General features: G+C 48.0%; 21 protein-coding genes and 1 other annotated feature. Of the genes, 2 read left to right on the top strand and 19 right to left on the bottom strand.

The features are described 5' to 3' along the window. Nucleotides 1-168: 168 nt before the first annotated feature. From obgE to L0M14_RS19970, 18 genes are all read right to left on the bottom strand, one after another. The gene (obgE, locus tag L0M14_RS19885) at nucleotides 169-1,470 is read right to left on the bottom strand and encodes a GTPase ObgE (protein WP_235118335.1); all 1,302 of its coding nucleotides are present in this window, start codon (nucleotides 1,468-1,470) and stop codon (nucleotides 169-171) included. Between the two features lie 12 nt (nucleotides 1,471-1,482). Next, on the bottom strand, nucleotides 1,483-2,238 hold the full coding sequence (locus L0M14_RS19890) for a Spo0B domain-containing protein (RefSeq protein ID WP_235118336.1): 756 nt from the start codon (nucleotides 2,236-2,238) through the stop codon (nucleotides 1,483-1,485). 130 nt (nucleotides 2,239-2,368) lie between these two features. Continuing rightward, nucleotides 2,369-2,680: a 50S ribosomal protein L27 gene (gene rpmA, locus L0M14_RS19895; RefSeq protein ID WP_235118337.1), complete on the bottom strand. Its 312-nt coding sequence runs from the start codon at nucleotides 2,678-2,680 to the stop codon at nucleotides 2,369-2,371. A 12-nt stretch (nucleotides 2,681-2,692) separates the two neighbouring features. Next, complete coding sequence (locus tag L0M14_RS19900) at nucleotides 2,693-3,037, bottom strand: ribosomal-processing cysteine protease Prp (protein WP_235118338.1); 345 nt, start codon at nucleotides 3,035-3,037, stop codon at nucleotides 2,693-2,695. A gap of 11 nt (nucleotides 3,038-3,048) precedes the next feature. Next, on the bottom strand, nucleotides 3,049-3,360 hold the full coding sequence (gene rplU, locus L0M14_RS19905; protein WP_235118339.1) for a 50S ribosomal protein L21: 312 nt from the start codon (nucleotides 3,358-3,360) through the stop codon (nucleotides 3,049-3,051). Between the two features lie 12 nt (nucleotides 3,361-3,372). Beyond that, nucleotides 3,373-3,463, bottom strand: a sequence feature (ribosomal protein L21 leader region). Between the two features lie 54 nt (nucleotides 3,464-3,517). Then, nucleotides 3,518-4,681: an Rne/Rng family ribonuclease gene (locus L0M14_RS19910; RefSeq protein WP_235118340.1), complete on the bottom strand. Its 1,164-nt coding sequence runs from the start codon at nucleotides 4,679-4,681 to the stop codon at nucleotides 3,518-3,520. Nucleotides 4,682-4,702: 21 nt separating this feature from the next. Then, nucleotides 4,703-5,578, bottom strand: a complete 876-nt coding sequence (locus L0M14_RS19915; RefSeq protein WP_235118341.1) for a M50 family metallopeptidase — start codon at nucleotides 5,576-5,578, stop codon at nucleotides 4,703-4,705. Further along, nucleotides 5,571-6,455, bottom strand: coding sequence for a peptidoglycan DD-metalloendopeptidase family protein (locus L0M14_RS19920; RefSeq protein WP_235118342.1), 885 nt, complete (start codon nucleotides 6,453-6,455; stop codon nucleotides 5,571-5,573). Before L0M14_RS19920 ends, L0M14_RS19915 begins: the two co-directional genes overlap by 8 nt. A gap of 133 nt (nucleotides 6,456-6,588) precedes the next feature. Next, nucleotides 6,589-7,737, bottom strand: a complete 1,149-nt coding sequence (locus L0M14_RS19925) for an FtsW/RodA/SpoVE family cell cycle protein (protein ID WP_235118343.1) — start codon at nucleotides 7,735-7,737, stop codon at nucleotides 6,589-6,591. Nucleotides 7,738-7,743: 6 nt separating this feature from the next. After that, nucleotides 7,744-8,538, bottom strand: a complete 795-nt coding sequence (minD, locus tag L0M14_RS19930; protein WP_235118344.1) for a septum site-determining protein MinD — start codon at nucleotides 8,536-8,538, stop codon at nucleotides 7,744-7,746. Nucleotides 8,539-8,572: 34 nt separating this feature from the next. Further along, entirely contained in the window at nucleotides 8,573-9,238 is a 666-nt protein-coding gene (gene minC / locus L0M14_RS19935) for a septum site-determining protein MinC (protein ID WP_235118345.1), read from the bottom strand. A 72-nt stretch (nucleotides 9,239-9,310) separates the two neighbouring features. Beyond that, nucleotides 9,311-9,838, bottom strand: a complete 528-nt coding sequence (gene mreD / locus L0M14_RS19940) for a rod shape-determining protein MreD (protein WP_235118346.1) — start codon at nucleotides 9,836-9,838, stop codon at nucleotides 9,311-9,313. 15 nt (nucleotides 9,839-9,853) lie between these two features. Then, the gene (gene mreC, locus L0M14_RS19945; RefSeq protein WP_311198745.1) at nucleotides 9,854-10,720 is read right to left on the bottom strand and encodes a rod shape-determining protein MreC; all 867 of its coding nucleotides are present in this window, start codon (nucleotides 10,718-10,720) and stop codon (nucleotides 9,854-9,856) included. Nucleotides 10,721-10,819: 99 nt separating this feature from the next. Next, nucleotides 10,820-11,854: a rod shape-determining protein gene (locus tag L0M14_RS19950; protein WP_235118348.1), complete on the bottom strand. Its 1,035-nt coding sequence runs from the start codon at nucleotides 11,852-11,854 to the stop codon at nucleotides 10,820-10,822. 52 nt (nucleotides 11,855-11,906) lie between these two features. Continuing rightward, nucleotides 11,907-12,596, bottom strand: coding sequence for a RadC family protein (gene radC / locus L0M14_RS19955; protein WP_311198746.1), 690 nt, complete (start codon nucleotides 12,594-12,596; stop codon nucleotides 11,907-11,909). A gap of 112 nt (nucleotides 12,597-12,708) precedes the next feature. After that, nucleotides 12,709-13,161: an RrF2 family transcriptional regulator gene (locus tag L0M14_RS19960; RefSeq protein ID WP_235118349.1), complete on the bottom strand. Its 453-nt coding sequence runs from the start codon at nucleotides 13,159-13,161 to the stop codon at nucleotides 12,709-12,711. Nucleotides 13,162-13,255: 94 nt separating this feature from the next. After that, a complete protein-coding gene (locus L0M14_RS19965; protein WP_235118350.1) occupies nucleotides 13,256-13,858 on the bottom strand; it encodes a Maf family protein in 603 nt (200 codons plus the stop codon). 52 nt (nucleotides 13,859-13,910) lie between these two features. Then, on the bottom strand, nucleotides 13,911-14,213 hold the full coding sequence (locus L0M14_RS19970; RefSeq protein ID WP_311198747.1) for a DUF4321 domain-containing protein: 303 nt from the start codon (nucleotides 14,211-14,213) through the stop codon (nucleotides 13,911-13,913). Between the two features lie 95 nt (nucleotides 14,214-14,308). Between L0M14_RS19970 and L0M14_RS19975 the strand changes: the two genes are divergently transcribed. After that, nucleotides 14,309-15,004: an N-acetylmuramoyl-L-alanine amidase family protein gene (locus L0M14_RS19975; protein ID WP_235118351.1), complete on the top strand. Its 696-nt coding sequence runs from the start codon at nucleotides 14,309-14,311 to the stop codon at nucleotides 15,002-15,004. A 2-nt stretch (nucleotides 15,005-15,006) separates the two neighbouring features. Then, a complete protein-coding gene (locus L0M14_RS19980; RefSeq protein ID WP_235118352.1) occupies nucleotides 15,007-15,582 on the top strand; it encodes an S-layer homology domain-containing protein in 576 nt (191 codons plus the stop codon). A 181-nt stretch (nucleotides 15,583-15,763) separates the two neighbouring features. Here the strand turns inward: L0M14_RS19980 and L0M14_RS19985 are convergent, their stop codons facing one another. Further along, nucleotides 15,764-17,068: a hypothetical protein gene (locus L0M14_RS19985; RefSeq protein WP_235118353.1), complete on the bottom strand. Its 1,305-nt coding sequence runs from the start codon at nucleotides 17,066-17,068 to the stop codon at nucleotides 15,764-15,766. Between the last annotated feature and the right edge of the window lie 160 nt (nucleotides 17,069-17,228).

Here is a 17,228-nt window from a genome sequence, read left to right on the forward strand (position 1 = left end):
CGATTACCCCCTCCAGTCAACTCTTTTCAAATGTTATATTATATAACATACCGTTTTCATGTTTATAAAAATGGTATTATTTTTATAAAAATATGTCAAGTTTAGTTACATATAATCTATAATTGGAGCAAAAAAAAGCGCCCACCCTAAGAAGGCGAGCACTTCATGTTATTCTTTCTCTACAAACTCAAACTCGAAATCGGCAATGCGAATGGTTTGTCCATCCACGGCTCCGCGTTTCCGCAGCTCTCGATCAATCCCCATATTTCGTAAAATTCTAGCAAATCGCATGACCCCATCATGGGTGCTGAAATTCGTCCGCTTGATTAAGCGCTCGATGGATGGGCTCTCTACGACGAAAGTATCATTATCTCTTGTAATCGTGAAATCCTGCTCATCCTGCTTCTCAAACCGATATACCTTGCGTTCTTCAACCTCGGCAACCTCTTCCACTTCAGGTGCATCTGGAATTGCATCAAGGATGTCAGCAATCTTGTATAAAAGCTCTTGAACACCTTCACGGGTAATCGCCGATATTGGCCAAACTCCCACTTCCCTGCCATCTTCAGCAAGCTGTTCCTTAAATAAGGTCAGGTTATCCTCCGAATCCGGCATATCCATTTTATTCGCTACAACAATCTGCGGTCTCTGTTCGAGCTTCGCATTATACAGCTTGATTTCCTCGTTGATTTTGAGAAAATCCTCGTAGGGGTCACGGCCGTCCGTGCCGGCCATATCCACAACATGCACGATCACTCTTGTCCGCTCAACGTGACGCAGGAACTCATGCCCGAGGCCGACACCTTCATGCGCCCCTTCGATCAGACCGGGAAGGTCCGCCATCACGAAGCTGCGGCCCTCGCCGACATCCACGACCCCCAGATTCGGGGTTAGGGTCGTGAAATGATACGCCGCGATTTTCGGCTTCGCGGCAGAAACAACCGACAGCAGCGTCGATTTACCAACGCTGGGGAAACCCACTAGGCCGACGTCGGCCATGACCTTCAGCTCCAGCACAACCCAACGCTCTTCACCTTCCTCGCCATTCTCGGCAATTTCAGGTGCTGTGTGCTGCTGTGTCACGAAGCGCATGTTGCCACGACCTCCTCGGCCTCCCTTGGCAATGACCACTTCCTGCCCGTGACGGACTAGGTCGGCGATGATCTCCTGCGAATCATCATCGACCACGACCGTGCCGGGCGGCACGCGAACGATCATGTCATCGGCGTTCGCGCCATGCTGAGCCTTATTGCGGCCCTTCTCCCCGCGCGCAGCCTTGAAATGCTTCTGATAACGGAAATCCATCAGCGTGCGAAGACCCTCGTCAACGCGGAAAATCACATCACCGCCGTTGCCGCCGTCGCCTCCTGCCGGACCACCTTCCGGCACATACTTCTCGCGGCGAAATGCTACGAGGCCATCGCCTCCGTCGCCGCCTTTTACAAAAACCTTCGCTTTATCTACGAACATGCTTACACCTCATTATGATGGGAACGGCAGTCGTATAGCGAGAACCACTTCTTCCGAGTGCAGCTCAAGCTCGTCCACCTTATATTCATTTGATTCTTTCTTCCGTTCAGTTTCGATCGCCTGACTCAATTCCGCCTCCCGATAAGGTCCTTGGTAGACAAAATCAAGCAATAGATGATCGTCCTGAATATCGAACTCTAGGCTGATGACGCCTATTTCCTCATCGCCTGCCATGGAATACCTTTGAAGCAGCTCGACCGTCTTTTGCACTACTTGCTGGATCAGACTGCTGCGGACAGGGAGCTGTTGGAGATTCACTTCTTGATCCAGTCCGATCTCAAGCTGTAACGACTTGGATTGGACGCGAAACATAAATAAATATGTAATAAGCGCAGGGATACCCAGCTTGGATAGGTTGCTTTCCTGCTGCATGCTTGTCTTTATTTTTTCCATATATGGCTGTAAATTATCAAACTTCTTTAACTGAATATATCCAAATAAAATTTGTATATCGTTCATCCAGTCATGGCGCATACGATTCACGATTTGCAAAACGTTCGAATGGTACTCTGTTTCTTTTCTCCGCTGTTCTTCTATCGCCGCTTCCTGCACCCTGCTGACCTGCATCTTCATCGCCGTATACCCGCTGATGACCGTAATGAGCAGCAAGCCTGTTCGAATCACCCAGGACTCCATGAAGAGAAGCCCCGTCAATGCAAGGAGTGTAATAGCCATTAAATAAATCTGCGCGCTGCTTGCTCGTTTCATGCCGCTTCGCTCCGTTTCCAACTGCTATGTAACCGTCACTCCAGTATATCATGTCATCTGGAAAAGTTCACCACTGGCTTCATTGAAAATAAAAATCCCCAGCGAACTTACCGCTCGCCAGGGATCGTTATTAAACTTCTACAGCAGCAGCTACTGGAGCTACATCAACTGGGTATACGCTCACTTTTTTGCGATCGCGACCCCAACGTTCGAACTTCACAACGCCTTGCACCAAAGCGAACAGCGTATCATCGGAACCGATTCCTACGTTGTTACCTGGGTGAATTTTCGTTCCGCGTTGACGAACGAGAATGCTTCCTGCAGTTACAGTTTGTCCGTCAGCACGCTTTACGCCAAGACGTTTTGCGATACTGTCACGACCGTTCTTTGTAGAACCCACTCCCTTTTTGGAAGCGAATAACTGAAGATCCAATTTCAACATGGTGTCATCCTCCTATTCTATCAATGTTTCAATCGTTATATATGCCCCGTAGGTTTCTTCTATCGACCTTAGCATGACAACCATCGATTCCAGAATCAACTGAACTTGGTTCACCTTATCTTGATTGGAACTCGCGATTTCCGGAATCGTAATATCCAGGAAGCCGGTCTCCATTTCATGAATAGGGATGATGCCGGTTAGTGCTTCTATCGAATTCACCGTACCAACTGCGACAGCTGATACAGCGGAGCAGACAATGTCTTTTCCAGGGTCATCATAGTAGGCATGGCCTTCTACGACATAAGAAGTGATGTGAGAGTTATCTTTCGCTAGCCGCTTTATGGTCACATGGATCATAAAACAACCTATTACGCTTGGATTTTCTCAACAACTACTCTTGTGTACGGTTGACGATGGCCTTGCTTTTTGTGGTAGTTCTTTTTAGGTTTGTATTTATACACGATGATTTTCTTGCCTCTGCCGTGCTTTTCCACTTTCGCGGATACTGCAGCGCCGGAAACCAATGGTGCACCTACAACCAGACCTTCTCCTTTGGATACCGCAAGAACACGGTCAAAAGAAACTACATCACCTTCAGCTGCGTTCAATTTTTCGATATAAAGAACATCGCCTTCTTGAACTTTGTACTGTTTACCGCCTGTTTCAATAATTGCGTACATTTCCCTTACCTCCTCATGTCTCAGACTCGCCTTGTCCAGGTGACGGACGCCTTTAAAAAGCCTTACCCGTGCTTATACCCGACTCGAGCGGTTACAGCATGCCTAAACAACACACTTCGAACAGTATATCATACACGCAGCCTATGTTGCAATGTATTTATTTGCGTTTTCGGGTCATCTCCAGCAGTCCCAGCTTCGTCCATCCAACGATCACCGTTTTGGAACGGTCCTTGCGAACCTCCTGAGTCATAATTTCCATGACTGCCATCCTATTTTTGTCCAAATTCATATCAATAAAATCAACAATGATGATGCCTCTGACATTACGAAGCCGCAGCAAACGCGGAATCTCACTGGCCGCTTCTCTGTTGATATCGAACACCGTTTGCTCCAAATTGACGGAGCCGGTATATCGCCCTGTGTTCACATCAATTACCGTCAATGCCTCTGTCTGATCAACAACCAGATAACCGCCGCTTGGCAGCCATATTTTGCGCCTCAGGCTCCGGTTCAGCTCTTCCGTTACACCAAAATGATCAAATAAAGGAATTTTACGGTCATAAAAAGCTACACGCCCGCGCCAGCTTTGGTTTTGCTTGCGCAGCAGGTGCTTCATTTCTTCGTAGGTCTTTTGTTCATTAATCCAAACTTCTTTCACGTCATCGCCGATCACATCTCTAACCAGTCGTGGCAGCAAGTCCAAATCCTGATATAGCTGTTCAGGTGCTGAAGCCTCTTCAGCTTTCGTTACAATCGTGTGCCAGAGGTCACGGAGATTTTGCAAATCATCATGGAGGTTCTCTTCACTTTGGCCTACAGCGCCAGTGCGAATAATGACTCCCTCTTGTGGGAGCAGCATTCCTTCTGTGATTTGTTTCAATCGTCCGCGCTCTGCATCCAAATCAATTTTGCGGGAAATTGCGATGTAATCTGCGTCAGGCATGTACACAATCCAGCGGCCGGGTATCGAGATATGCGTCGTCACCCTGGCACCTTTTGTACCTTGCGGATCCTTGGTCACCTGAACCATGAGGGATTGTCCGACAGTTACCAGTTCGGTTATGGAAGGCTTCACTTTGGGCTGTTTGTCCATATGGACGGGGAGCAAGTCATCTATATATAAGAATGCGTTCTTGGCTAAACCGATATCGACAAATGCAGCTTGCATGCCGGGTAGCACATTGACGACGCGGCCCATATAGATGCTGCCAGCCCTTTGGGAATCGAGCGGATACTGCGTGTCGTACTCCACCAGCCGACCATCCTCCAGCAGTGCCGCTTGAGTAAGTTCGGGTGCGCAGTGGATAATGAGCTGCTTCATGCTTTCACCTCAACAGTTATTTTACATGAAAAGTTCGGAAACTGCACTCCCCGGTTTTTTTCCGTCCAAATAACTGCTAACGAGCCGCTGCTCCGGCAGCACCGCCTGGATGCGTCCCTTTTCGTTGACTACGTAAATCAGATGATATTTTTCCCTCATAAACAATTTTAATGTATCCGCCATCGTCCTGTTCCTTGATACCACGATAGGCTGGGCCACTGTCCCCTTGGTGAGGAGCTGACTAATTCTGCTGCTGCGTCCTACCAAGAATCGGATAAAGTGGTAAGGGAGCTGGCGGTAAGATACCCAATTGGAAATCAGCAGAAAAATGCCGATAACGAGCAAATTCAGCTGAAGTTGGCCGTGAATGAGTAGATGTGCCGCCTCCACAATAATCCCCGCACTTAACACCATACTGATCCAAACTGAGCAAATGATCGTGCTGTGATAAGAGAGAAAATAGCCTAACAAACATTGCATGACTTTGCCCCCATCTAAGGGCAGTACTGGAAGCAAATTAAATAAACCGATCATCATATTGGCTTGAATAAAATAGTCCCACCATTCTATAGATCCAATCTGCAGCCATTTCATCAGCATTGCCAATGCAATCATCCATACATGCTGGAGCGGTCCGGATAGTGCCACTATCAATTCCTCACGTGCAGGGGGCGTACCCAATTCATCGACGATAACCACACCGCCAAATGGGAGCAGCTGTACCTCTTTCACCCTCCAACCGAAGCCGTTTGCCGCGGCTAAATGACCAAGCTCATGAATCAGTACGATCGCAAAAAGTGTAATGGCCTCCAGGAAATAGCCTGTTATGGCCGATCCGATCATTACTAACGTAAACAAAGGGTGAAACCGGTATGTTGTGCCTGCCCATTTAATCAAATGTAACCACATCCGTCGGATTGACAGGATGCCCGTCCTTCGTTACAGCAAAATAGATTGTGCTTTTTGACTGATCCTCCTTCGATGCTTTGCCAACCGCTTCACCGCCTTTGATCCAGTCGTTGACGTGGACCTGAGCTTCACTAATCGAGCCGTAGATCGATTCCAAGCCTCCGGGGTGACGGATAATAATCGTAAAGCCTGTATCCTCTTTCATTCCTGCAAATATAATTTGGCCGGTGTCCAGTGCATAAACTGGGGCTGAAGCCTCTGTTTGGAGAAGCACCCCCATGCTGGCCGACCCGTCGTACGGCTTCACAATCTGTCCGTGGACCGGGGAAAACATGGTTCGTTTTGCCGCGTTCACTTTAACTGCCTCATCCGCCGTGCTTCCATGAAAGCTAGGGATAAACGAAGGAGAGCCTCCGAAACGCTCCGAATACCATGCAGACAGCTTGGCAAAATCGTAGGATTCGCTGAGTGCGCCTGTTACGAATTGCTTTCCCTTCGCCGCCCATGGCTGCTCACTGTGGAACAGCCCCCAAAGGCAGCCAAAAAGCACAGCGCTGATCATCAGCTTTACAGTAAATGAACGAGGTGATACTGGCAGGAATGGTCCTCCTCCCTCGTCCCGATCATCCCTGCCGCTTAGTGTTGGATCCGTCCGCAGCTTATGCCTCCAGGCATATTCCGGGTCTTCCATACGCCGTTTCCATTCCGAATCTACATATAGTGGAAGCTCATCCTCTTCGAGAGCAGCGTTATGAATCGGCAGCGGTTGGTTCCGCTGATCCCGCATATAAACCGGCTCCGAAGCGTCGCGTATACTGCGCAGCCTCTGATGACGCCGCTGTTTTACCTTATCCTTGACTTCCATGGAAGTCCCCCTCCTGATCGATAGCTTGCATACTACAGACTATGAGGACAAGGACAGGATTATGAGGACAAGACAAAGAAAAGAGTCCTTCAGCCCATAAGCCGAAGAACTCTATAAGAGGTAGACTCTATACTTAAAACAACTCAGGCTCCTTATCCTGATGCAGCTTAACGCTCATCACAAGCCCCAGTGACAGCATGTTGATTAAGAGCGAGGTACCTCCATAACTGACAAAAGGAAGTGTAATCCCGGTAAGCGGCATAATGCCGATCATCATTCCGACGTTCTCAAAGATTTGAAAAACAAACATCGAAACAACGCCGACAACGATGTACGCCCCGCTAAGGTGAGTGCTCTGGATGGAGATCAAAATCATCCGGTAAATCAGCAGAAAATAGATCAGCAGGAGCAGCGCCGAGCCTCGAAAGCCGAATTCCTCTCCAACAACAACAAATATAGAATCGGAATAAGCAAACGGGATAAAATTACTGTGAACGGACGTCCCCTTCAGGTAGCCCTCCCCTTCCAGACCGCCAGAGCCAATAGCCCTGATTGCATTACGAACCTGGTAGCTGTCGTCTTCCGATACTTCCTGCGGGTACAAGTACGTATCGATTCGGTCCATCCAGTGACTGAAATGGTACTTACTTAAGAATTCATATAACTGACTGTGAAAATGCATGTAGAGCGTTAGGCACAAGTAGCCCAGTCCAGCCAAAACCACCAAGCTGATCAAGACATGCGTGTACTTAATATTCCCGATCCAGAACATGCCGACCAGTATAATCACAAAAATAATGGCGTTCCCCAAGTCGGGCTGAATGAGTACGAGCAAAAAAGGAAGAAGGACGGTCAGTCCTACGGGAATCACATCTCTCGTCAGTCCCAACGGCTCGCCGTTCCTTCTGGTTAAGATAGCGGTCACGGCGATAATCAGAATCAGCTTCACCAGTTCGGCAGGCTGAAAGGTCATTCCGCCGGGCAGCTCGAACCAGCCCTTGGCCCCATGGATCTCCGTTCCAAAGAAATAAACAACGATCAAGGATAGCACACCGGCGGCGTACAAATACGTCGCTACACGAACCAGCACGCGAAAATCAAACAAACTCATCGCAAGAAACGCGACAAGTCCTACCGCATACAGCGCCAGAACTTTGCCCACTCCAATATGAATCTTCGGATGGTCTACCGACGAACTGTACACCATCATGGAACTAATGACCATAAATGCAATCAAAATGCCGACAATCGGTAAATCAATGTTTTTCAGTTTAGCAAGCAAGAAGGATCATCCTATCCCGATAAACTTTTTCATACGCGTCAGGAACCCTGTCTTGTCGTCGAGCGGCATAAGCGGCACCGTGTCTCCCAGAATGCGCCTTGCGATATTCCGGTAGGCGATCGCTGCGCGCGATGTCGGGTTCATAACTGTTGGCTCACCTGTATTCGCCGCCTTGATGACGTGTTCGTCATCCGGCACAATACCCAGCAGATCAATGGCAAGCACGGAGCAAATCTCATCAATATCGAGCATTTCACCCTTTTTGACCATATTCGGCCGAATCCGGTTTATGACCAACTTAGGCGAAGATATTTTTTCATTTTCAAGCAATCCGATAATTCGATCTGCGTCCCGTACAGCTGCATTCTCCGGAGTGGTGACCACAACGGCTTTGTCAGCTCCAGCGACTGCATTCTTAAATCCCTGCTCAATACCTGCGGGACAATCTATGATAACGAAATCAAAATCCTTTTTCAATTCCAAGATAATGGCTTTCACATCTTCCGGTGATACGGCGTGCTTGTCCTTCGTTTGAGCAGCAGGTAGCAAGTAAAGCTCGTCAAACCGCTTGTCTTTGATCAGAGCCTGCGGAAGTCTGCAACGTCCTTCAACGACGTCAACCAAGTCATAGATAATCCGGTTCTCGAGCCCCATAACGACGTCCAGATTGCGCAGTCCGATGTCCGTATCAACCATGCAAACCTTCTTGCCCTGAAGCGCTAATGCCGTACCTAAATTGGCCGAAGTCGTTGTTTTGCCGACGCCGCCTTTACCTGAAGTGACTACGATTGCTTCTCCCATATATTCTCACTCCCACTTTTCCATTTTCCATCTATCAGCTTTGCCCTTGCACAGCTTCCGGCCATAGTCGGTGAATCTGATGTAGCTTGTCGATTTCCATTTTTCCGTCTTTTATATAGGCGAATTCCATGAACGCCTCTTCAATTCCCCATTCATCGGGAGGACGGCTAATAATTCCCGCGATTCGCAGTTGAGTGGGGCGCATATGGGACGCCGCGATAATCGCTGTTTCATCACCGTCGACTCCAGCATGCGCCATTCCGCGCAGTGAACCCATTACATAAATGTTTCCCGTGCTGATGATGGTTCCCCCCGGATTCACGTCGCCAAGGAAGAGCAGATTACCCTCATGCCTGAGCGTCTGCCCTGAGCGAACCATCCCTTTGAGCATTTTAATCGCCGCTTCCTCCGATTCCAAGTCCTCTTGTGCCGGAAGCTCGCTATCTATTGATTGAATGAGCAGATTACCTTTTTGCCGAATAATCGCCCGAATTTCTTCCTTTTGCTCCTCAGTGGCTTCCCTTGCTCCAAGTTTAACATGTACATGGATGATGGGCCCTGTCAAGATTTGCTGATGTGTTTTCTCAAGCTTGTGCTGAAGTTCACGGAGCAGATCATTCCACTCACATGTATCATTTAGCAGAAATACAAGGCCGTCTTTGACCCCTTTTATCGTAACATGATGTTTGATCGCAGTCATAAGCGCGTTCCGACCCCCCAACCTATAGATTTCGGTTCGCGTTCTGGAATTTCCTTCTTTGCTCTTATTTTTTTAATCATCTTCTCCACTTTTGGGCGTTAGCATGGATTCGAGCAGCTTGCGGATCGGAACGTAGCAAATAAGCGCAAAAAGCAGGTTAAACAAAACGCTGGGGAGCATGTAATGGGTGAGGGCGAATTCAAAGCTTACGTCGATCAATTTAAACAACCGGTTAATACCGTAATTTATAGCCTCAAATAAGCACAATCCCAAGCCTGTAATCAGCAAATTGTAAAAGATCAGATTCGGTTGTCTTCTCTGGACAAGCCCTGCTAAATATGCTGTGAGCCCCATGCCGAACGAATACACGCCCAGCATGGAAGTATAATAATCAAAATCCTGTAAAAGTCCGAATAAAAGACCATAAATCAAGGCAGAATGGCGATGATGGAACAAGGCTATGTAAATAACAAATACTAAGGTTAAATGCGGGCTGACGTATACCTGATCCATCCAGGAGGAAGGAATGAGCAGCGGTACGATCGAACCTTGCAAGACAAAGAGTGCAAATAAAATGATCCAGAGCAAATGCCGCGTCACCAAGTTACCGTCACCTCATTTCACTTCCGGGACTTCGACGACAAACACTTCACGGATATGAGTAAATGAAGCCTTCGGCTTCACCATGACCTTCTGTGTAATGCCGAATTCCCCGGGTCCGATGGATGTAACGGTGCCGACCTCAATTCCTTTTGGGAAGACTTGGCCCAAGCCCGATGTGATGATCGTGTCTCCGACTTTGATTTGATCACCTTGATCCACTTTATTCATGACAAGCTCTCCGCTCTTATCATAGGACTCAATCATGCCGAATACATCATCATTTCCTTTTACCGTTACGGCAATCGCCTTGGAATTGTTATCCGTATCGGTAATTTCCTTAAGCAGCTGTACATTGGAATGAAAGCCAAAAACCTTGCTCACCCTTCCAACCAAGCCGTCAACCGTCATAACCGCCATATTTTCCTTAATGCCGTCCGTATCCCCTAAATTAATGGTTGTTGCGCTGTTGTATGGGTCCGTGCTTACGGTGACGACTTCGGCAATCCGATAGATGTAGTTATTCGTTTGCCTTTGGCGTTCTGTAAAGCCGAGAGCTTCCATTAGCCGCTTGTTTTGCGCCTCCAACTCATTGAGACGCTGCGTATCCCTGGCATATTGCGTTAATGTTAGCTTCAACGTCTTGTTCTCTTCATAGATGACACGAAGCTCGCGGATATCCTCAAAGAAACCCGCTATCGCAGCAGCGGGCTTGTAGAAAAGACCTTGCGTCCACGATACCGAATCTTTGACGAATTTCTCCGGCCAGGTCATCGGCACACGTGGACCAAGCGTCAGTCCCATTAAGATAAAAAAGCAGATCAGGCCGAACATCAGAAAGATCAGCCTCTTATTCCCCAAAAATTTAAACAAAGTAAACACCTTCTAGGGCCATTTTAACGGATTCATCCGTTCAGATTGTCGATAAAGCAGGTCCAATACCTTCCCTTTACCGACAGTCTAGATGGAGTCATCCGTTTGTTATCTCTTATATCTAGACGTTGGTCCAGATCTTGTCTTGAACAGATGAATGTTTTCCAGCGCACGTCCGGTTCCCACCGCTACGCAGTCCAAAGGATTCTCTGCAACCAGCACAGGCATACCGGTCTCTCTGGCAAGCAACCTGTCCAGATTACGGAGCAAGCCGCCTCCACCGGTTAGTACGATACCTCTATCCATAATATCTGCCGAAAGCTCCGGAGGACATTTTTCCAATGTTACCTTGACGGCGTCTACGATCGCATTTACTGTATCCTGAAGCGCTTCGGAAATCTCATCGGAAGAAACACTAAGCGTCTTCGGCAGGCCTGTAACGAGGTCGCGTCCACGAATTTCAATCGTTTCTGGACGGTCCATCGGCAGCGCAGACCCAATCTCCATCTTCAGGAGCTCAGCCGTTCTTTCGCCGATCATCAGATTATATGTACGTTTGACGTATTGAATGATTGCATCGTCCATCTCATCCCCAGCAATCCGAATCGAGCGGCTGGTTACGATTCCTCCTAGTGAGATAACCGCCACCTCGGTCGTTCCTCCACCGATATCCACAACCATGCTGCCTGTCGGCTCCCATACCGGCAGATCGGCTCCTATAGCGGCTGCGAACGGCTCCTCAATGGTGTATGCGTCCCTGGCGCCCGCCTGCTTGGTAGCATCCTCAACAGCGCGTTTTTCGACGGCTGTAATGCCGGAAGGCACGCAAACCATAACGTTCGGATGTCTTTGGAATAGCCATCTTTGCTTCTGAGCCTGCTTTAAAAAATATTTAATCATTGTAGAAGTTGTTTCGAAATCAGCGATCACACCGTCTTTCATGGGGCGAATAGCCCGAATGTTGCCGGGTGTTCGACCAATCATTTTTTTTGCGGCATCTCCTACAGCTTCAATTGTTTTTGTATCCGTACGCAGGGCAACGACCGACGGCTCCCTGACAATAATTCCTCTGCCTTTCACATACACCAATGTGTTCGCAGTGCCTAAATCAATACCTAAATCCTTCGTAAAACCACCGAACATGGTTGTTGCTCCTTTCCTGTTATGCCTGACAATGAGCATAATGATTATTATATTACATAAAACCTTGTTCCTTCAAACTTATGAATCTTTGATCACCAATGATAACATGATCCAGCACTTCAATGCCGATAATTGAGCCTGCTTCCACCAGCCTCTGGGTTAGCGATACATCCTCCGGACTCGGCGTCGGATCGCCGCTTGGATGATTGTGAACACAAACAATGGACGCACTGCTTCGTTTGATTGCAGCCCGGAACACCTCTCTCGGATGAACGATAGACGCATTCAAGCTTCCCATTGACAGCGTCTCCTGAGCGAGCACATGGTTTTTCGTATTCAAAAATAAACAAACAAAGTGCTCCTTCTGTAGATATCTTAACTCCTCGCTAAGCAGCTCCGCTACATCCTTAGGTGAACGAATGGTGACTCTCTCTGTTAACGCAGATTTAGCCAATCTACGGCCTAGCTCAATTCCTGCGAGAATCTGCAGCGCTTTGGCATCTCCGATCCCCTTAATTCCGGTTAACTGCTCTCTGCTCATATCCACTAAGCCGCGCAGCCCCCCGCTTTCACATAAGATTCGACGGGCAAGCCCCACCGCCGACTCAGCTAAAGTCCCCGTGCGAAGCAAGATAGCCAGCAGCTCAGCATGGCTAAGAGCCTCCGCTCCATATTGCAGCATTCGCTCTCTCGGCCGTTCATCAGCAGGCACCTCTCTGATTAACATGTTCATTACTTCCATGAATTCCCCTCTTCCCTCCTGTAGATTGTGTCACAAGCTTGCATCCCATTCATAATCGGACAGCCTGCTTGAACAAAATAAAAAAGCCCTGGATGTTGAGATCCAAGGGCTTCTAGGATAAATGTTGTATAGGCTTCGAATTGGAGCAGCCAAATGAATGAAGGCGACTAAGCAGGCTGCCAATCGTATGTTGTTCAAAATAGGCCTCCATCTGTTTCTCCGCATCAGCGAACACATGACTCATTAATTTATCCATTTGTGAGGATATCATGCAGCTTTTGCTCGCGTCGCCGGAGCACCAGCTTGGCTTAAGTGTACCTTGACTGGTGATACGATAAATTTCTGCAAGGGTTACTTGACTGGGATCGCACTTCAGAATGAATCCCCCGCCAATCCCTTCTTTGGTTTCTACATATCCGGCTTTGCGAAGACAGCCCATTACTTTGCGAATCCTAGCTGAGTGCGTAGATACATTCGCTGCGATTTCTTCGCTGGTTGCCATATGCTCAGGCAAATGGGCCAGCAACACGAGGCTGTGCACGGCTATCGTAAATTCGCTGTTCATGACAGCTCCCCTCCTAGAAGAATTGTAGCGCTTCATTTTTTAGTTCTTTCTGTCATTGTAACCGTTACAGATTGACGAGTCAATGAAAGTCTTGTCACAGTACACGGATATCAAAGGTCAGGAGCATATCGCTGAGCATGGATATGGGCAAACCCACCACATTAAAATAATCACCCTCTATTGATTTTACAATGGTAGCGCCCAAGCCTTGAATAGCATAGGACCCCGCTTTGTCCTTTGGCTCACCTGTAGCAATATAGTTCCAGATCTGTTCATCCGTTAACGGCTTCATACTCACCTTGGTTACTTGATGAGAAACTGTCATCTTACCGGATTTCGCATCGATACAAGCTACTCCACTAAATACCTCATGCACTGCGCCCTGGAGGCCCTTTAGCATTCGGAAGGAATCCTCCTCGTTGACCGGCTTGCCAAGTACTTCGCCTTGATGCACCACAACGGTATCCGATCCGATAATCACGCCTTCTATATCCTCACTCTGGATCATCTCCCGAACTGTGGACGCTTTGCGAACCGATAGCATTTCTACCATTTCCGCGGGAGTTATTTGACCCTCCACGGACTCATCCGCGTCACTGACACGAATGATATAAGGAAGTCCGAGCGATTGGATCAGCTCCTGCCTACGCGGCGAGGATGAAGCAAGTATAAGGGTGGGAAGCTTAGCAGCACTCATATGTATAACATCTCCTATCCGTTTTATGTTCTCATTCTATTTTTGCCCAGACTTACAGCTTGCGGAATAAAAAGAAACCGCCTGTCAACCCAAGGATACTGCACAAATTGAGTTTAATCTGAAGGTGCAGCTCGTACTTTAACACTTGCAAATCCGCTTTGGGCTCCCACGTGATTTGCGCAGACTTAGTCAGGAAAGAAAGCGCGGAAACCGGCATGAGCAACTGCCCGACGATAATTCCTGTAATAAGTCCGATTACCAAAAACAGTATAAGGGTTAGCGTGTTTTTTTCATGAATGGCATCCTCTCCAGAAGGTACAAGCCTATTATACTTGCAAGTTCTTATATGGATCAAACGAAACTGCACAGCCCGTTAGCCCAATACCGTATCTTACCTGCTTACACAGAGAGCTGATCCTAGTAAGATAGTGTGTGGAGGGACAGCCTAAGATGAACCTGCGAAAAAAACTGCTCATTTTGTCATCCGTATTTATGCTTTCATTTCCTTATCAGGCATTCGCCTACAAAGTTGTTGTCGACGCCGGACATGGCGGCTCTGATCCTGGAGCGATAGGCGTTAATGGCCTGCAAGAAAAAGATGTGACTCTCGATATTGCGCAACGACTGCGAGACGATCTTGCTCGCAGCGGCTATGAAGTAGCGATGACACGTACCGACGACCGGTATATCTCTCTTGCGGATCGCGTTGCTTTTACCAATCAGCAGAATGCCGATCTTTTCGTATCTGTCCATGCGAATTCTATTAATAATTCGAAAACTAACGGGACTATGGTTCTCTACTACGACAAGGATTATCCGCAGGAGGATTATCCGGCAAGCGAAGAAATGAAAATCATGACCCCTTATAGCAAGGATCTGGCGCAAAAAGTGCTGAACTCTCTTGTAACCGCAGCCGGAACCAAGAATCTTGGACTAGTTCCCAGCGCAGTCTATGTGGCGAGAATGGGGAAGATTCCTAGTATTCTTGTGGAAACTGCATTCTTGAGCAGCTACACCGATTCGGCTTTACTTGCCGATCCATCGATCCGGCCGCTATGGCGGAACACATTGAGAAAGGAATCGAAGCCTACGCTCCTCCTGTCTTCACCGACACGATCGGACATTGGGCCCGGGAAGCGATCCTAAGAATGAAGGATAAGGGATTGGTAGAAGGCATCGGGAATCTATATGAGCCTAATCGCGCATTGACCCGAGCGGAATTTGTAACCATTATGGACCGTGCCTTTGACTTCTCCAAGCTTTTGCAAGCTTGCTCAAGCACTGTATCCGTGACATCCTCCGTGTATGGTTGCAAACCAGCGACTAGCGGGACAAGGACAAGCCAAGCAGCATCGTACAAAGACCTGCCTGCAACGCATTGGGCAAGCACCACGATGCGAAAAGCAGCTCAGCTAGGCTTACTGCAGGGATATTCGGATGGAACGATTGGGCCGGATAAACCGATCTCAAGAGCCGAGGTAGCTGTCCTTTTCAACCGTTTACTACAGGTTGGAAAATCAGCTTCTATAACAAAAGCTGTAATAACTCCTTCTTTTTCAGATGTGCCTGCCTCGCTTTGGAGCGCGGACGCCATTTATTCTCTGAAGAAGCAAGGTATCATTAACGGTGTGACAGACCGAGATTTTAAACCGGATCTCCCTATCAGCAGAGCTGAAACGGCTGTCATGATGGATCGTTATTTCAGCACGCTTAGCGCCAAATAGCTTAGCCTTATGTACATGGGAGCATGAGGTTTAAAAGAAAAAGAAGCATTCAATTCCGTTGCGAGGGAATTGAATGCTTCTTTAGTTTGCTGATCAGGCTGGGTCCGTTACGAGCTTTAGCAGCATTTCTCCGATCACTGTGTTTTCCATTAAAATGCTGAGTTTCATCTTTTTCTACGATTTAAGAAGCAGCAATTTCTTTCAGTAAGGCCTTCTCTGCGATGATATATTGCATCATGGATGTCTGAGCCTGCCACAGCATAGCGGTTGATGGTGCTTTCTTATACTCTTCCATGGATTGCACGGCGCTGTTAGCAGCTGTAATCATTTTTTGCACATATGGCTTCAATGGATCAGCCAGACCTTCATTCATTGATGCCGCAAGACCTGTCATCGTCTGGTGGCTGGTTCGAATCGCTTGCAGCGAAGTATCGCTTAAGGAAGTAAGCTTGGCTTCCGGCAGATGCACTACCGTCAGTCCGCTTATCGTTTGGACCAGCTTATCCCCTTCAGTCAAAAACGGTGCTACCGAGTCTGGCTTAGACCCGCTCCAACGAATGCCGGATACGGCCGGGATATCCATACTTTTCACATAAACCTCCACTTGTTTATCTTGCAGTTGCTGACTTAATGCCAGCGCATCGTCGCGGCTCGGAGCGAAGCCTACGAAGACAGTAAGCTTATCACTCTCATCCAATGCGGAGGCTAGTCCAAGCTTCTTCAAGCCGTCTTGTGCGGAAACTGCGCTCTGTTTCGTGCTGAACACGCCGTTTTGCAGGAAAGCGTAGGATTTGGCAGAAAGTTGAACAGGTGTTACTGCAATGCCCGCCGAAACTGGCACAGCAGCATCCCCCGCAGCGTTCGCGTTAGCCGGAACTGCAGACGCACCAACCGCTTTGTCTTGTACAGCTGTTTGTGTATTGGCTGCCGACTGAACAATTTTACCTGGCTGTCCGTCTGTGGAGTCCGAAAACATGGAAAGAACAAAAAATCCAAAAGCAACACCGGTGATTACGGCCCCCGCCACAGAAGTAGCGATTCGGCCCCAAGACGTAACGGTCGTCTTCGCATAGCGAGTCCCTACTTCAGGCTCAATATACGGCCCTTTGCGCGACCAAGAGGCCCAGTCATCAGAATCTCCTTGAATTGGCGCTTTAGGTTGTTCCTCTCTGCTTCGCTCTGCCTGTGAATCTCGAATGATTCGCTCTACTCGTTCACTTTCGCTCTCAATCGGGCTGTTCCAACTCCCAAAATCCGTCGTGAAGGTGTTGAGTGCATGCGGTTCAAACATACTCTCCACCTGTTCACGCTCGGCTCTATGCAAATGAGTGATCTGTTCCGCAGTATCTTCCACTTGTGTTTCTACAACTTCAAACTCCTCCTGATGAAGCGGAATCACTTTTTCCTCTTTCTTAGATGCTCTTCGAGTGGGCTCCTGACGGTCCTGTTCATTAAAACGATATGTAATTCTTCCTTTATTCATCATATCTTCTCTCCTTGTCCAACATCATCTTGATACTAAAATATGATAGAGAGAATTGAATTATGACTGGCAAATCTATAAAACTTGCAAATCTTGCAGCCTACTTCCTATTTATCAATAGTTTGACTCATGTGCATACAGACAAAAAAATGCTGCAAGCCTA

The organism is Paenibacillus hexagrammi, assembly GCF_021513275.1.
Taxonomy (GTDB): domain Bacteria; phylum Bacillota; class Bacilli; order Paenibacillales; family NBRC-103111; genus Paenibacillus_E; species Paenibacillus_E hexagrammi.

Excerpts from the sequence above, each read along its gene's own strand:
- obgE (WP_235118335.1), bottom strand. The coding sequence starts at position 1,470 with ATGTTCGTAGATAAAGCGAAGGTTTTTGTAAAAGGCGGCGACGGAGGC.
- L0M14_RS19890 (WP_235118336.1), bottom strand. The coding sequence starts at position 2,238 with ATGAAACGAGCAAGCAGCGCGCAGATTTATTTAATGGCTATTACACTC.
- rpmA (WP_235118337.1), bottom strand. The coding sequence starts at position 2,680 with ATGTTGAAATTGGATCTTCAGTTATTCGCTTCCAAAAAGGGAGTGGGT.
- L0M14_RS19900 (WP_235118338.1), bottom strand. The coding sequence starts at position 3,037 with ATGATCCATGTGACCATAAAGCGGCTAGCGAAAGATAACTCTCACATC.
- rplU (WP_235118339.1), bottom strand. The coding sequence starts at position 3,360 with ATGTACGCAATTATTGAAACAGGCGGTAAACAGTACAAAGTTCAAGAA.
- L0M14_RS19910 (WP_235118340.1), bottom strand. The coding sequence starts at position 4,681 with ATGAAGCAGCTCATTATCCACTGCGCACCCGAACTTACTCAAGCGGCA.
- L0M14_RS19920 (WP_235118342.1), bottom strand. The coding sequence starts at position 6,455 with ATGGAAGTCAAGGATAAGGTAAAACAGCGGCGTCATCAGAGGCTGCGC.
- minD (WP_235118344.1), bottom strand. The coding sequence starts at position 8,538 with ATGGGAGAAGCAATCGTAGTCACTTCAGGTAAAGGCGGCGTCGGCAAA.
- minC (WP_235118345.1), bottom strand. The coding sequence starts at position 9,238 with ATGACTGCGATCAAACATCATGTTACGATAAAAGGGGTCAAAGACGGC.
- L0M14_RS19950 (WP_235118348.1), bottom strand. The coding sequence starts at position 11,854 with ATGTTCGGTGGTTTTACGAAGGATTTAGGTATTGATTTAGGCACTGCG.
- radC (WP_311198746.1), bottom strand. The coding sequence starts at position 12,596 with ATGGAAGTAATGAACATGTTAATCAGAGAGGTGCCTGCTGATGAACGG.
- L0M14_RS19960 (WP_235118349.1), bottom strand. The coding sequence starts at position 13,161 with ATGAACAGCGAATTTACGATAGCCGTGCACAGCCTCGTGTTGCTGGCC.
- L0M14_RS19965 (WP_235118350.1), bottom strand. The coding sequence starts at position 13,858 with ATGAGTGCTGCTAAGCTTCCCACCCTTATACTTGCTTCATCCTCGCCG.
- L0M14_RS19975 (WP_235118351.1), top strand. The coding sequence starts at position 14,309 with ATGAACCTGCGAAAAAAACTGCTCATTTTGTCATCCGTATTTATGCTT.
- L0M14_RS19980 (WP_235118352.1), top strand. The coding sequence starts at position 15,007 with ATGAAGGATAAGGGATTGGTAGAAGGCATCGGGAATCTATATGAGCCT.
- L0M14_RS19985 (WP_235118353.1), bottom strand. The coding sequence starts at position 17,068 with ATGATGAATAAAGGAAGAATTACATATCGTTTTAATGAACAGGACCGT.